The sequence below is a fragment of the Bacillus sp. FJAT-14266 genome, assembly GCF_001719225.1.
Classification (GTDB): domain Bacteria; phylum Bacillota; class Bacilli; order Bacillales; family Bacillaceae; genus Bacillus; species Bacillus subtilis.
This window is the reverse complement of record NZ_CP017072.1, coordinates 3,408,986-3,423,158: the sequence shown is the minus strand read 5'-3', so window position 1 is coordinate 3,423,158 and position 14,173 is coordinate 3,408,986. Positions and strand designations below refer to the sequence as shown.

General features: G+C 44.8%; 13 protein-coding genes and 2 pseudogenes. 11 read left to right on the top strand and 4 right to left on the bottom strand.

From position 1 onward, the window contains the following. Positions 1–42 precede the first annotated feature (42 nt). Positions 43–837 (top strand): YfkD famly protein, encoded by a 795-nt coding sequence (locus tag BGM23_RS17775; RefSeq protein ID WP_003233657.1) that lies wholly within the window; start codon positions 43–45, stop codon positions 835–837. Positions 838–874: 37 nt separating this feature from the next. On the opposite strand, the gene mscC is transcribed toward BGM23_RS17775, so the two are convergent. Both mscC and yfkAB read right to left on the bottom strand, forming a co-directional pair. Beyond that, the gene (gene mscC, locus BGM23_RS17770; protein WP_074794627.1) at positions 875–1,717 is read right to left on the bottom strand and encodes a mechanosensitive ion channel protein MscC; all 843 of its coding nucleotides are present in this window, start codon (positions 1,715–1,717) and stop codon (positions 875–877) included. Next, a complete protein-coding gene (gene yfkAB, locus BGM23_RS17765) occupies positions 1,718–2,839 on the bottom strand; it encodes a radical SAM/CxCxxxxC motif protein YfkAB (protein ID WP_003233655.1) in 1,122 nt (373 codons plus the stop codon). 144 nt (positions 2,840–2,983) lie between these two features. Here yfkAB and BGM23_RS17760 point away from each other — a divergent pair, with 144 nt between their 5' ends. Next, positions 2,984–3,169, top strand: a complete 186-nt coding sequence (locus tag BGM23_RS17760; protein ID WP_003223132.1) for an SE1561 family protein — start codon at positions 2,984–2,986, stop codon at positions 3,167–3,169. A gap of 100 nt (positions 3,170–3,269) precedes the next feature. Beyond that, positions 3,270–4,061, top strand: coding sequence for a delta-lactam-biosynthetic de-N-acetylase (gene pdaA / locus BGM23_RS17755; RefSeq protein ID WP_014479173.1), 792 nt, complete (start codon positions 3,270–3,272; stop codon positions 4,059–4,061). Positions 4,062–4,097: 36 nt separating this feature from the next. Here pdaA and BGM23_RS17750 read toward each other — a convergent pair whose 3' ends face one another. Continuing rightward, the gene (locus tag BGM23_RS17750; RefSeq protein WP_015715507.1) at positions 4,098–4,958 is read right to left on the bottom strand and encodes an NAD(P)-dependent oxidoreductase; all 861 of its coding nucleotides are present in this window, start codon (positions 4,956–4,958) and stop codon (positions 4,098–4,100) included. 98 nt (positions 4,959–5,056) lie between these two features. Next, a complete protein-coding gene (gene corA, locus BGM23_RS17745) occupies positions 5,057–6,016 on the bottom strand; it encodes a magnesium/cobalt transporter CorA (RefSeq protein ID WP_003233650.1) in 960 nt (319 codons plus the stop codon). 117 nt (positions 6,017–6,133) lie between these two features. On the opposite strand from corA, the gene BGM23_RS17740 reads away from it, so the two are divergent. From BGM23_RS17740 to acoB, 8 genes and pseudogenes are all read left to right on the top strand, one after another. Then, positions 6,134–6,997, top strand: a complete 864-nt coding sequence (locus tag BGM23_RS17740; protein ID WP_015252552.1) for a DNA-3-methyladenine glycosylase family protein — start codon at positions 6,134–6,136, stop codon at positions 6,995–6,997. A gap of 113 nt (positions 6,998–7,110) precedes the next feature. Next, positions 7,111–8,511 carry a 23S rRNA (uracil(1939)-C(5))-methyltransferase RlmD gene (rlmD, locus tag BGM23_RS17735; RefSeq protein WP_003233644.1) on the top strand — a complete coding sequence of 467 codons (1,401 nt, stop codon included), beginning with the start codon at positions 7,111–7,113 and terminating at the stop codon, positions 8,509–8,511. 600 nt (positions 8,512–9,111) lie between these two features. Further along, on the top strand, positions 9,112–9,378 hold the full coding sequence (locus BGM23_RS17730; RefSeq protein ID WP_009966802.1) for a YfzA family protein: 267 nt from the start codon (positions 9,112–9,114) through the stop codon (positions 9,376–9,378). 736 nt (positions 9,379–10,114) lie between these two features. Beyond that, on the top strand, positions 10,115–11,092 hold the full coding sequence (locus tag BGM23_RS17725) for a tRNA dihydrouridine synthase (RefSeq protein WP_046664319.1): 978 nt from the start codon (positions 10,115–10,117) through the stop codon (positions 11,090–11,092). Positions 11,093–11,287: 195 nt separating this feature from the next. Beyond that, complete coding sequence (locus BGM23_RS17720; protein ID WP_003233638.1) at positions 11,288–11,740, top strand: DUF6884 domain-containing protein; 453 nt, start codon at positions 11,288–11,290, stop codon at positions 11,738–11,740. Positions 11,741–11,807: 67 nt separating this feature from the next. Next, positions 11,808–11,897, top strand: a pseudogene (locus tag BGM23_RS22220) (hypothetical protein); the annotation flags it as partial. Between the two features lie 231 nt (positions 11,898–12,128). Beyond that, the gene (gene acoA / locus BGM23_RS17715; RefSeq protein WP_003242898.1) at positions 12,129–13,130 is read left to right on the top strand and encodes an acetoin:2,6-dichlorophenolindophenol oxidoreductase subunit alpha; all 1,002 of its coding nucleotides are present in this window, start codon (positions 12,129–12,131) and stop codon (positions 13,128–13,130) included. A gap of 3 nt (positions 13,131–13,133) precedes the next feature. Next, a pseudogene (gene acoB / locus BGM23_RS17710) lies at positions 13,134–14,161 on the top strand (acetoin:2,6-dichlorophenolindophenol oxidoreductase subunit beta). The last annotated feature ends 12 nt before the right edge of the window (positions 14,162–14,173 follow it).

The following is a 14,173-nucleotide window of genomic DNA, read 5'->3' as shown; positions in this document are numbered from 1 at the left end:
CGGGATGAAAAGACTAAAGGAAAATGCCATAGAAAGAGTGATATGATGAAAAAGCTATTTCATTCCACACTTATCGTGTTGTTATTCTTTAGTTTTTTCGGCGTTCAGCCCATCCACGCGAAAAAGCAGTTTAAGGTTCCTAATTCTGTCGCAAGCATTTCAAAGGAAAACACGTATCCGAATGCTTCACAGGATCAGCCAATGCTTCAGCCGAGCAAGCTGGCAAAGGAATTGCTCGATCATTCTGAGGTGAAGATTGAAAATCCGCATCTCATCAAAATGCTGAATGAATCCAACATATCCGGCACACCGCTTGCAGTAGGGTACCGGGCGACAATATTTCTCGGGAAATGGGCGCTCGGCTATGAATCAAATGAAACAGTCGCAAACTGGGAATATAAAAAAATCAATACAAACCGTGCGGATAACCGCGGCGGGAAAGAAACGGCTGAAATGCATTATGCCCAGGAACAGCAGTACAGAGTGAAGGGCGGCCTGACAGCTAAAGTTCCAAATGCTGAAGATGTCAAAAGCATGATGATGCAAAAAGCAATGAAGAAAACGAACCTTCCGCTTGCATTTGAGACGGTCATTGGGGCTGGCACAAAACGGGATCAGATTTATAAAGTCGCTCCTAAAAAAATCGGTTATTTACATGCATATGCACCGGCTGTGAATGAAAAAGGAAAAGTGACTTACGGAGAAGTGTACTTAGTGCTGAAAGGAAATAAACGAAAACTCGTCGTGAAAAATGTCACGTCACAGGGCATCGGTGCGTGGATTCCGGTTCAAGATCATGTCACATTTGGCTTTCAGCTTTCCTCACTGCCAAGATAAATAAAAAACTGATTCCAACTCGGAATCAGTTTTTTGTTTATTGGGTTCTCTCGATTCTGACCGCTTCCTCAAGCATTTGCACATTGTTTTGGTAGAGCTGGCGAACGAGAACCCGTCTGACTGCAAGGCTGGCACTGAAATAATCATCATCTTTCACCATGCCTTTAACCGTAAATTCGACGCCGCGATTGATTTTATTCAATGCGGTGATGCCGTGGATTTGAAACGGTTCTGTCGGATTGCCGAATTCATCCCGCTTCAATGAATCACGAAGCTCTTCATTCAGCATGTCACATGCCTCTTCCAACACGCTGTACACGCGGTCCGGATCTTCTTTAAAGCTGATAAGAAAGGATTCGGTAATCCGCATAAAATCAATATTATAGTTCTCTATTTGTCTGACCTCGCCGTTGCTGATGGTGAGTAGCTTCCCGCTCCATTCCCGGATTTGCAGCGAGCGGAGGCCGATTTCCTCCACTGTCCCGTTGAACAAGTTGTTGACGGTGACATAATCGCCTTTGTGCAGCTGGCGTTCATATATTAAGAACACACCAGCCAGCACATCTTTAATCAGCGATTGGGCGCCAAAACCGATCACGATACCTGCTACGCCCGCCCCGGCCAATATCTTGCCGAAATCATGCACAAATAAAGAAATAACGTAAAAGATAAAACCAATTGTCGCCGTATACTGTGTGACAGAACGGACAAGGCTTTCAATCGTTTTTTCCTTTTTTTCTTCAATAAAATCCGTCCGTTTAAAAAATAGCTGTACCAGCCGGTTGATGATAAAGACACCGATCCAAAGGATAACGGCAACGAGGAGAATATCGATGATTTTATTTTGAAAAATCTCCGTAAGTGTTTCTTTCATCCGCATCTAACTCCTGGCTTGACGTTTTGTGAAGTCTGTATCCTGATAATAACTGTTTTTGACTAGAACATTCGGTCCGAGGCACCGGACATTCGGGCAGTGGCAACTTAGTTCTTTCGCAAGCTTGGTCTCTCTCCACTTTTCATAGGCGGAAGGGAGGCTGTCCGTCTGAATGTTGCCAAGCGGCGGGGTATCACCGAAATCGGTCACGATAATGTTTCCGTCGAAAATGTTCACATTCAGGCGGGATCGGCCGTCAGGGTCATTTCGCACTGTGACGTTTTTCGCCGCGCGAAGCCGGCGAAGCAGCTTTTGGTCGTCTTCGTCCGGACTGCAGGCATAAAACGGCAGCGTTCCGAACAGCATCCACGTATTTTCATCACGAATATCCAGCAAGCGGTGAATGGCCTGTCTCATCTCTTTCAGGCTGAGGGATTCAAGAGCGCTTGCGAAATCGCTTGGATACATTGGGTGGACCTCGTGACGCTGACATTTCATATCTTCTGTGATTTGGCGGTGAATATGCTCAATATGCGGAAGAGTTCGTTTGTTCAGCATCGTTTCCGCAGATACCATTACTCCGGCATCCACGAGCGTGCGGCTGTTTTCGATCATTTTTTCAAAATAGCGCGCGCGCTGTTCGAAGGTCGGTTTTCTGTCCATCATGGCAAAGCCGATTTCAGCAAAATCTTCAACTGTACCCCAGTTATGAGAAATATGTAGCACATCGAGATACGGAATGATCCATTCGTACCGCTCGATGTCGAGGGTCAGATTTGAATTAATTTGTGTCCGCACACCCCGTTCATGGGCATATTTCAATAAAGGAACAACATATTCTTTTACTGATTTCAACGAAAGCATCGGCTCTCCGCCTGTGATGCTGATGGATCTGAGGCGCGGGATTTCCTCCAGCCGTTTTAACAGAAGATCTATTGGCAGAGCATTCGGGTCTTTAGGCTGCAATGTATAGCCTACAGCACAATGCTCGCATCTCATATTGCACAGTGTCGTCGTTGTGAATTCAACGTTTGTCAGCTGCATGTCTCCGTATTGGTCAACATCCATATAGGCTTCCCAAGGGTCAAACTCGGGCGTAATCGGACGCAGCTTCGTGTTTTGTGTCATGACTATCTAACTCCTTTATAAATGGGCATACTAACGCTGCCAACAGTTAATTTTAGACCTGATTTGCCAAGATCGCAAGTAGCGCGGCGATTGAAAAACGGCAAAAAATGAGCTACCATAATAAAAAATGAATGGAGGAACAGAATGGGGAACGCCGTAAACAATAAAGATCAGCAGATTGATTATTTAAAGAACAGACTTGACATGTTTATGAACGTCATCGATTCATTAGACCCTGAAGCAACCGACGTTGAAGATATAGACAGGCTCATCAGCATGCTTGATGACCTGGAAGCCAAATACGAACGTTTTAAAAAAGATTGGGAATAAAACCGCGCGCCCGCCGCGGTTTTTTTATTGGCATAAAGCAACAGTATAAAACAAAGCCCCTATCTGTAAAATAAGAAAAAATGCAGAAGGAGCGCTGGCCATGAAGTGGATGTGTTCAATATGCTGCGCCGCCGTATTGCTTGCCGGAGGTGCAGCACAGGCGGAAGCGGTGCCGAATGAGCCGATTAATTGGGGCTTTAAACGAAGTGTCAATCATCAGCCGCCAGATGCCGGGAAGCAGCTGAACAGTTTAATTGAAAAATATGACGCGTTTTATTTAGGGAATACAAAGGAAAAAACGATTTACTTAACGTTTGATAACGGATATGAAAATGGCTATACGCCAAAAGTGCTTGATGTCTTAAAAAAACATCGCGTAACAGGAACGTTTTTTGTCACCGGGCATTTCGTAAAGGACCAGCCTCAGCTGATCAAACGAATGTCAGATGAGGGCCATATTATCGGCAACCATTCCTTTCACCATCCGGATTTAACGACAAAAACAGCTGATCAGATTCAGGATGAACTAGATTCAGTCAACGAAGAGGTTTATAAAATTACGGGAAAGCAGGACAATCTGTACTTGCGTCCGCCGCGTGGCGTGTTCAGTGAGTACGTACTGAAAGAAACGAAACGCCTCGGCTATCAAACCGTTTTCTGGTCGGTCGCTTTTGTTGATTGGAAAATCAACAACCAAAAGGGGAAGAAATATGCCTACGATCATATGATTAAGCAGGCGCACCCGGGAGCCATTTACCTGCTGCACACCGTATCAAGGGACAATGCTGAAGCACTGGATGACGCGATTACAGATCTGAAAAAACAGGGCTACACTTTTAAAAGCATTGATGATCTGATGTTTGAGAAAGAAATGAAGATGCCGTCCTTGTAATGAGAAGAGCCTCTCCTGAAATGGAGAGGCTTTTCTTTATTTTATACATTTAATCAGTGCGGCCCAGTCCAGATCTCCGAAGCCCTGTTCAATCCCGCTTTCAAAATGGCTCTTGGCCAGCTCGGCAAGAGGAAGATTTGCAGAAACCCGTTTTGCGGCGGCGAGTGCCAGGTTGGTATCCTTCAGCCCTAAAGACATTTTGAAGCCGGCCGGCTCAAATTTCTGCTCGGCCATAATGGTTCCGTAATTTTGATAGACTGGAGAACCAAAGAGCGCGCTGGCGATTTCTAAAAATTGTTTTTGTTCTAAGCCGTATTTCTCCATCATTAAGAAGGATTCAGATAACGCCTCCAGCATGGACACGAGCAAGAAATTGATGCTGATTTTGGCTGCATTTGCCGTCTTGCTTTCTTCGCCGACGTCAAATACCTGCTGGCTGAGGCTGTCGAGCAGAGGCTTGGCAGCTTGCTTTGCTTCCGCCGGTCCGGCTGTTATGATACGGAGCGCGGCTTTGGCTGCGGCATCCGGTCTGCCAAGGACAGGAGCGGCGAGAAAAAATTGTCCTTTCTCTGCATGAGCCGCTGCGAGCTTTTCTGAGAACTCAACACTGATTGTGCTCATCGAGATGTGAATGCCGTTCTCTGCTAATCCTTCAAGCAGCCCGTCTTCTCCGAATGTCACGGTGCTGACAGAATCATCATCTGCAAGCATTGTGATGACAATATCAGCGGATTTTGCCGCCAGCCGCGGCGTATCAGCTGCCTGTGCGCCTTCTGTGACAAGGTCTTCTGTCTTTTGTTTCGTCCGGTTATAGACAGTCAATTCGTAGCCTGCTTGAAGAACATTTCGGGCAATGGGCTGTCCCATATTGCCGAGTCCGATGACAGCAATTTTCAATCTAATCACTCCCTGAATATTTTTTCCATTATAAACAATATGAACAGAATATGCATAGCGATCGGCTTACAACAAAAAAGAACAGCTTCCCGCTGCCCTCATTTAAAAATATTGAACCATCCTTTATGTACAAACCAAATCAGCATTCCAATCACAAGCGCGGCCATCAGGCCAAGTACAGCGAAATATCCGTATTTCCAATGCAGTTCCGGCATAAAGTCGAAGTTCATACCGTATACACCGGCAATAAAGGTGAGCGGGATGAAAATGGTTGATACGATCGTCAGTGTCATCATAATCGCATTCATCCGGTTTGAGTTTAGCGTCACGTAGCTGTCACGCAAGTCGGACGTCATGTCACGGTTGGATTCCACAATTTCAGACAACTTTAACAAATGATCATATATGTCGCTGAAATAGGCTTTCGTTTCCCGCTGCTCTTTCACATGGTCAAGGCTTAAAATCCGGTAGAGCAAATCACGCATCGGGATAATCGTCCGTCTCAAATGCAATAGGTCTGTTCTGAGATCAAACACCTCATTCATCAGCGTTCCATACGTTTTGTGGGGACGGCTTTCTTCAATTTCATTCAGCCGGTCTTCGATTTTATACACGAGAGGAAAATATTCATCAACAAGCTGATCCATGATCATATAAGAAATATGCCCGGGCCCTTTTTTCAATATGTCCGGTGAAGCATACAAACGCTCCCGGACTTTAGCGATACCGGGCGTTTCGTGTAAATGAAAGGTGACGACAAATTTTTCGCCTTGAAAGATATCGACTTCCTCCGTCTCAAGTGTTTCCTTATTCAGCGCATGAATCACGTAAAAACGATAGCCGTCATAATGGTCAAGCTTCGGCCGCTGCATATGCTGGAAGCAATCCTCAATGGCAAGCGGGTGAAAATGAAAAAAATCTCTCAATAACGCCGTTTCCGTATCCTCCGGGCCGTAAAAATCAACCCAGTACCATGCAATATCAGGCTGTTCCACTCGTTCGATCGGTATATTTTTCAGCAGCTGATGCTCTGTTGTGATTGCGGTAATGTTGATCATAAACAACCCTCCACCTGCCATTATATCATGCGGTCTTTATGAGAAAAGTATACGGTACTCTCTGCCTAATTCAAGCGGCATGTTATACTGAACAAAAACGGAAAAAGGGTGGATCTCATGTGGAAGGAAAAAGTATCTGTCACGCCTCCGTATCATTTTGACCGCGTGCTGGACAGGCTGTCTTTAGACCCCCTCAATGCTGTTGATCGAGAGGCGAGGGAAGTCCGTGTGCCAATCAGAAATCAAGCGGGGGACGTATGTATTGTAAAGGTACAGGCGTTAGGCCATGCGGGTGAGCCTGAGTTCCTCGTCAGCGGGGAAACGGATCAGGGAGAAATGATGAAGGAAATCAAGCGGATTTTTCAATGGGAAAATCATTTGCAGCACGTTCTGGATCATTTTTCAAAAACGAGCCTGTCCGCCATTTTTGAAGAGCATGCCGGGACGCCGCTTGTTCTGGACTACAGCGTGTACAACTGCATGATGAAATGCATTATCCACCAGCAGCTCAATCTTTCCTTCGCTTACACGCTAACAGAACGGTTTGTTCATGCGTTTGGCGAGCAGAAGGATGGCGTGTGGTGCTATCCAAAGCCGGAAACGATTGCAGAACTCGATTATCAGGATCTGCGTGATCTGCAATTCAGCATGAGAAAAGCGGAATACACCATTGATACATCAAGGATGATCGCAGAAGGCACACTCAGCTTGTCAGAGCTGCCACATATGGCGGATGAAGACATTATGAAGAAACTGATCAAAATCAGGGGTATCGGCCCGTGGACCGTGCAAAATATCCTCATGTTCGGACTTGGCCGTCCCAATTTATTCCCGCTTGCCGATATCGGCCTCCAGAATGCCATCAAACGCCATTTTCAACTGGACGATAAGCCGGCAAAGGATGTCATGCTGGCGATGAGCAAGGAGTGGGAGCCTTATTTAAGCTATGCGTCTTTGTATTTGTGGAGAAGTATAGAATAATTCGTCTGACAATGAAGGAAATCCTGCAAACGTGTTATACTAGAAAGATGTGAAAAAACCATTTCACTTTCTGCCAGCTGCAGAAAGCTTCATATAGAAACGGAGAGAACAACGTGAACCAACAAAAGAAACAGGCGCCCGTCGAACTGAAGGTCGGACAAACTTTTCCGCTGACGATTAAGCGTCTCGGCATTAACGGAGAAGGTGTCGGCTATTTTAAGAAAAAAGTCGTCTTCGTGCCCGGCGCGCTTCCTGGCGAAGAAGTTGTTGTGCAGGCCACAAAGGTCCAGCCGAAGTTTTCGGAGGGCCGCATTAAGAAAATCCGCAAGGCATCTGAGCACCGGGTGGCACCGCCTTGCCCTGTTTATGAACAATGCGGCGGCTGTCAGCTTCAGCACCTTGCATACAGCCAGCAGCTTCGGGAAAAACGCGATATCGTCATTCAGTCTCTTGAACGCCATACGAAGTTTAAAGTTGAAAACATGGAAATCAAAGAAACGATCGGCATGGACAACCCGTGGAATTACCGCAATAAAAGCCAATTCCAGATCGGGCGCTCGCAAAGCGGCAGCATCATCGCCGGCTTATACGGCCTTGATTCTCATGACATCGTTCCGATTAAAGACTGTATCGTTCAGCATCCGGCAACGAACAAAACAACAGGCATCGTCCGCCGCATTTTAGAGGACTTCAATGTGTCTGTTTATAATGAAAGAAAACGAAAAGGCGACGTTCGCACGATCGTGACGAGAGTCGGCTTTGAAACAGGCGAAGTGCAGGTCGTGCTTGTAACCGCAAAAGAAACGCTTCCGCACAAGGAAGAAATCGTCAAAGCGATTCAAAAGCGATTGCCAGAGGTCAAATCCATTATTCAGAATGTAAACGGGGCGAAAACTTCAGTGATTTTTGGCGAGAAAACAAAACAGCTCGCCGGAAAAACAGTAATTCAAGAAGTGCTGGGCGACGTATCTTTTGAATTGAGCGCCCGCGCTTTCTTCCAGCTCAATCCGGAACAGACCGTCAAGCTGTATGATGAAGTGAAAAAAGCGGCGCAGCTGACCGGAAAAGAAAAAGTCGTTGATGCGTATTGCGGCGTCGGCACTATCGGCATGTGGGTGGCGGACGGAGCAAAGGAAGTCCGCGGCATGGACGTCATCAAGGAATCAATTGACGATGCTAAGAAAAACGCCAAAAAACACGGCATGGCAAATGCCACATACGTAACAGGAACAGCCGAGCACTGGCTCCCGAAATGGACGAAAGAAGGCTTCCGCCCGGACGTCGTCATTGTAGACCCGCCAAGAACGGGCTGTGACAGCACGTTCTTGGACACGATCAAAAAAGTCAAACCGAAACGCTTTGTCTACGTTTCCTGCAATCCATCCACGCTTGCGAAGGATTTGCAGACGCTTTCGAAGGACTATCGCGTGGACTATATTCAGCCTGTCGATATGTTTCCGCAGACGGCGCATGTTGAAGCAGTGGCGAGACTTGTATTGAAATCGTCTAACTAAAATAAACAATACCTAATAAGACCTGGATTTCGGTAAAATAAACAATTCCGATTTCCGGGTCTTTTTCGTGCGCAGCCCTTGTCCTAACTGTCTTTCCCCAATTTTATCTTCCTTCTCATTCTCGGAGATCTTTATTTTAACTGGCGAAAAGAATTGAAAAAACGTGTTGAAAAGCGGGTGAAAAACAGCGTTATTTAACCGGAAAAATTTCCTTCCAGTATGATTAAAATACATGAGTAAAATGATGTAAAATCATAGATAAATTTTTCATAATTTGTAAAATTATATATTGACTTGCAGTTATTACGTGTGAAATATTGATTATAGGAATATAAGGAAAGGTATGGCGTATATCATTTCAAGAGTCATTCGATGTAAAAAGTTGAAACATTGTAATAAACGAAAGAGGTGAAAATGATGGCCAACCCCATTTTAAAATGAATAACGTATGAGCACTAAAATAATAGTGCCGAGACGATAAAAACTATTACAGTAATACCTACAATGGTTATATCCTTGCGACAATCATGCTTCATAATATAATGATTTTAGATTGACACTTGGCTAAAAAGTATTGCAGAGAAGGAAATGGATAATTAAATGGATAAAGTATATAAAAGAAGTTGGTTTCAAACATTTTTGGCATTTTTAGTATCTCAGCTTTATTTTAATTTTGTAGAATTAACGGGATGGGGTCCTAAGTATAGAGAAATGAATGGATTCCCAGCAAACATAGTTGAACTAGATTTCTTTCAAACATATCTTTCATTCTATGATAATCCATGGTTTAATATTATTACTGTTTTCTTGGGAGTTTTCACTATTATACAAATAATTACAGGGATAACAAAGGATATTCGAAATTAAAGCAATAACTTCTGATGCCTTATTTAATGATGAAAGAAAATGAACACTTTCTTAATTATCTTATGAGTGAAGACTGCGACATTTAGTCAGCAGTCTATTTTATTGGTTCTGGATCAGGATTACCGAATTATAACCCTATACAAATATATAGTAGGTTGCCACTTGCTGCGTTGGTTATTTTCTAAATCATGAGCAAATCCCAAATGATTCAGATTGAAGTTCTTGAATTCTTTTAAATAAGGATTTATTTTCTCTTCTCATCCTCTTTACTCCATGTGATTCACAAGTGGTAGCAGCTTAAGTAGAGTTTTTTTTATTCTCTTGAGTACTCAGTTATACCACCCCCAACTCAATTTGCTTTATCTCTATTAGTTTTTCCGCAAATATGATATAGAGATACGGATATGGTGTAGTGTTAAATATCTTATCTTCAATAACAGGGCAATTATTTTGCGTTGGTAATATGGAGAACTCATATGATATTCTATTTAGGTTGGAATCCTTTTTATCCAAAAGTTCAAAAGTAAGGCCACTAAGAAAGACGAAGGTCAGCGCGAGTTAACCACAATATAAAAAATAGGGTAGATAATTATCCCACGTGAAATGTTCAAAATTTACTATAGATTGATAAGAAATGCTTTCGCATGCGATAAGTGTAAAAAGAAGCATGGTCAGTTTTTTAATATTGAGATACAGGTCTAGCTGTATCCTCTAATGAAAGGATTTGATTTTTGTTATGACAGAAAATTTCTGGCGTGAATTGCCACGGCCATTTTTTGTACTGGCACCAATGGAAGATGTGACAGATGTTGTTTTCCGGCATGTAGTAAGTGAAGCAGGCAGACCGGATGTGTTTTTTACAGAGTTCACAAACTCAGAGAGCTATTGCCACCCGGATGGGAAGGATAGCGTGCGCGGCCGTTTGACTTTTACAGAGGATGAACAGCCAATTGTGGCCCATATATGGGGAGATAAGCCTGAAAACTTCCGTAAAATGAGTATTGGCATGGCAGAGTTAGGATTTAAAGGACTAGATATCAATATGGGCTGTCCTGTGCCTAATGTGACACAGAACGGTAAGGGAAGCGGTCTTATCCGCCGGCCGGAAGTTGCAGCAGAGTTAATACAAGCAGCAAAAGCAGGGGGATTGCCCGTAAGCGTAAAAACAAGACTTGGTTTCACGGATGTAGACGAATGGCGCGAGTGGCTGACACACATACTGAAACAGGATATTGCCAATCTTTCTATTCATCTGCGCACAAGAGCAGAAATGAGCAAAGTAGATGCGCATTGGGAACTCATCCCGGAGATTAAGAAACTTCGTGACGAGGTGGCACCAGATACATTGTTAACAATAAACGGGGATATCCCTGACCGCCAAACTGGCTTGAAACTTGCTGAACAATACGGTGTTGATGGAATTATGATTGGGCGTGGTATTTTTACAAATCCATTTGCCTTTGAAAAGGAGCCGAAAGAGCATAGCAGCAAGGAATTGCTTGATCTCTTAAGGCTGCATCTGGATCTCCATGATGAATATTCAAAAGAAGAAGCCCGTCCATACAAGCCTCTTCCTCGCTTTTTCAAGATTTATCTCCGCGGATTCCGAGGGGCAAGTGAATTAAGAAATCAATGCATGAACACAAAGTCAACAGATGAAGTGCGTGCATTGCTCGACGACTTTGAGAGAAAGTATCTTGATGGGATAGAGTAACAGCAGTGCTTGATTCAAAAAAGGCTAACAAAATAAAGGGATTTTTACACAATTCTTGACTAAAATAAACCTGGATTTTCGGTAAATCCGGGTCTTTTTTGTACGCAGCTTTTACTCAGCCTGTCTTTTCTCTAATTTATTGTAAGAAAATAATGGTATATTTAGTGGAGATATCATATAAAGGGGGAGAGGAAAATGAAACGGCTATGCATCATCCCCTGCGGCAAGAAAAAAATCTGGGATGTCCAGCCTGATGCCGGGCCGGTAAGAGCAGAGGACGCTTATCTCAGCCCGTTTCATCAGGCGTGCGAGCGGTATGCAAAAACATTTTTCGATGAGTGGGTGATTTTGTCGGCGAAGCACGGGTTCCTCCGCCCTGATGATCTCGTTTCGGGAAATTACGATGTCACTTTTGGCACCGGTCATCCGGAAATCATGACAGCGGACGAGCTGCGCCGTCAATTTCACGAAAAAGGCTTTTCTGATATCGAAGAGCTAGTCATGCTTGGCGGAAAAAAATATCGAAGCGTTCTAAACGCCGTCATCGGAGAACACCAGCATATCAGCTGGCCGCTATCATCATACAAAGGCATAGGCTATATGCTCCAAGCGCTGAACCGGGCTGTTGAAGAAAAGCATGAACTGTAGCATGCACATATGAAGAAAAGAGTGTGAACATGTGTGCCAGCAGGTTATCAAAAACAGATGCCGAAAAGACGGCGGTATCGGCTATGTCAAATATTCAATTGATTTTCTTTCAAAAGCAGCTATTCAGTCAAACGATGCAGAGGAACTAGGAAGTTAAAAAGATTTCCAAGGAAATAAATACGTCGATCATTGTCAAAGGCCGGGTGATATCCGGTCTTTTTTTTGCAGGCTGTAAAACGAGACAAATGAATCAGTTTGAGACAAAACGAGACACACGTCTCAAACTGTCTCCAAAGTGAAGATGAGAAGACTGATTTTACGGGCTCAAAAGACTGGCACACTTCTTGCATTTATAATGGTGAACCCTAAATAGAAGGAGGCGCACAAAATGAAATTGTTAAAACGAGAAGGCTTGTCATTAACTGAGGAAAAAGCGCTGTGGATGTACCAAAAGATGCTGGAGATCAGGGGCTTTGAAGACAAAGTGCATGAACTGTTCGCCCAGGGAGTGCTTCCCGGATTCGTTCATTTATATGCCGGTGAGGAAGCCGTGGCTGTAGGGGTGTGCGCTCATTTACATGATGGCGACAGCATTACAAGCACCCACAGGGGACATGGACATTGTATCGCCAAAGGCTGTGACCTGGACGGCATGATGGCGGAAATTTTCGGGAAAGCGACCGGATTGTGCAAAGGCAAGGGCGGTTCTATGCACATTGCGGATCTTGATAAAGGCATGTTAGGCGCAAATGGAATCGTCGGGGGCGGCTTTACGCTCGCATGCGGATCAGCGCTCACGGCTAAATATAAACAGACTAAAAATGTAAGCGTTTGCTTTTTCGGGGACGGGGCAAATAACCAAGGCACCTTCCACGAAGGGCTGAATTTAGCGGCTGTATGGAACCTTCCTGTCGTATTTGTTGCCGAAAATAACGGCTATGGCGAAGCCACCCCATTTGAGTACGCATCAGCCTGTGATTCAATCGCCGATCGGGCGGCTGCTTATAACATGCCGGGGGTTACAGTTGACGGCAAAGATATTTTAGCAGTTTACCAGGCAGCCGAGGAAGCGATAGAAAGAGCAAGAAACGGCGGCGGCCCGTCTTTGATTGAATGTATGACCTACAGAAACTACGGCCATTTCGAAGGAGATGCCCAAACCTATAAAACGAAGGATGAAAGAGTTGAGCACCTTGAAGAAAAAGATGCCATTCAAGGTTTTAAAAACTACCTTTTAAAAGAAACAGATGCTAATAAGCTGTCAGACATTGAACAGCGTGTCAGCGAATCGATTGAAAAAGCCGTTTCGTTCAGCGAAGACAGCCCATATCCAAAAGATTCGGAGCTGCTGACAGATGTGTACGTGTCATATGAAAAAGGAGGAATGTAAGAGATGACGAGAGTCATAAGCATGTCAGACGCGATCAATGAAGCAATGAAGCTTGCGATGAGAAGAGACGAAAATGTGCTTTTGATCGGTGAGGATGTCGCCGGGGAGCGGCGGTCGATCATTTGCAGGATGATGAAGCATGGGGCGGTGTATTAGGGGTCACAAAGGGACTCGTACAGGAATTCGGGCGTACAAGAGTGCTGGACACTCCGATTTCTGAGGCAGGCTATATGGGAGCGGCTATGGCTGCGGCATCAACCGGTTTGAGACCGATTGCCGAGCTGATGTTTAACGATTTTATCGGCACGTGCTTTGATCAGGTGATCAACCAAGGGGCGAAATTCCGTTATATGTTCGGCGGAAAAGCGCAGGTGCCGATTACCGTCCGCACCACATACGGAGCAGGGTTCCGGGCCGCTGCCCAGCATTCACAAGCGCTGTATGGCCTTTTCACGAGCATCCCTGGACTGAAGACGGTTGTTCCATCCAATCCGTATGATGCCAAAGGTCTTCTGCTTGCAGCAATAGAAGATAATGATCCGGTGTTCTTCTTTGAAGACAAAACGTCCTACAACATGAAGGGCGAGGTGCCGGAAGATTATTATACAATTCCCCTCGGAAAGGCGGATATCAAACGCGAAGGTAAGGATGTTACGCTCTTTGCAGTCGGCAAGCAGGTCAATACTGCACTTGAAGCGGCTGCACAGCTTTCAGAGAGGGGCATCGAAGCCGAGGTCCTTGATCCGCGCAGTCTGTCCCCTCTGGATGAGGATGCGATTTTCACATCGTTAGAAAAAACAAACCGGCTGATCATCATTGATGAAGCCAATCCGCGATGCAGCATTGCCACGGATATTGCTGCGATTGTCGCTGACAAGGGCTTTGATTTGCTTGATGCGCCGATTAAACGGATTACAGCGCCGCATACACCGGTTCCGTTTTCACCAGTGCTTGAGGATCAATATTTGCCGACACCAGATAAAATTGTCAGCGTCACGCTTGAATTGCTTGGCGAGCCGGCAATGAATTAAAGGGGGGACACA

What these genes read in the sequence shown, in the direction of transcription:
- BGM23_RS17775 (WP_003233657.1), top strand. Translation starts at nt 43, where the DNA reads ATGATGAAAAAGCTATTTCATTCCACACTTATCGTGTTGTTATTCTTT.
- mscC (WP_074794627.1), bottom strand. Translation starts at nt 1,717, where the DNA reads ATGCGGATGAAAGAAACACTTACGGAGATTTTTCAAAATAAAATCATC.
- yfkAB (WP_003233655.1), bottom strand. Translation starts at nt 2,839, where the DNA reads ATGACACAAAACACGAAGCTGCGTCCGATTACGCCCGAGTTTGACCCT.
- BGM23_RS17760 (WP_003223132.1), top strand. Translation starts at nt 2,984, where the DNA reads ATGGGGAACGCCGTAAACAATAAAGATCAGCAGATTGATTATTTAAAG.
- pdaA (WP_014479173.1), top strand. Translation starts at nt 3,270, where the DNA reads ATGAAGTGGATGTGTTCAATATGCTGCGCCGCCGTATTGCTTGCCGGA.
- corA (WP_003233650.1), bottom strand. Translation starts at nt 6,016, where the DNA reads ATGATCAACATTACCGCAATCACAACAGAGCATCAGCTGCTGAAAAAT.
- BGM23_RS17740 (WP_015252552.1), top strand. Translation starts at nt 6,134, where the DNA reads ATGTGGAAGGAAAAAGTATCTGTCACGCCTCCGTATCATTTTGACCGC.
- BGM23_RS17730 (WP_009966802.1), top strand. Translation starts at nt 9,112, where the DNA reads ATGGATAAAGTATATAAAAGAAGTTGGTTTCAAACATTTTTGGCATTT.
- BGM23_RS17725 (WP_046664319.1), top strand. Translation starts at nt 10,115, where the DNA reads ATGACAGAAAATTTCTGGCGTGAATTGCCACGGCCATTTTTTGTACTG.
- BGM23_RS17720 (WP_003233638.1), top strand. Translation starts at nt 11,288, where the DNA reads ATGAAACGGCTATGCATCATCCCCTGCGGCAAGAAAAAAATCTGGGAT.
- acoA (WP_003242898.1), top strand. Translation starts at nt 12,129, where the DNA reads ATGAAATTGTTAAAACGAGAAGGCTTGTCATTAACTGAGGAAAAAGCG.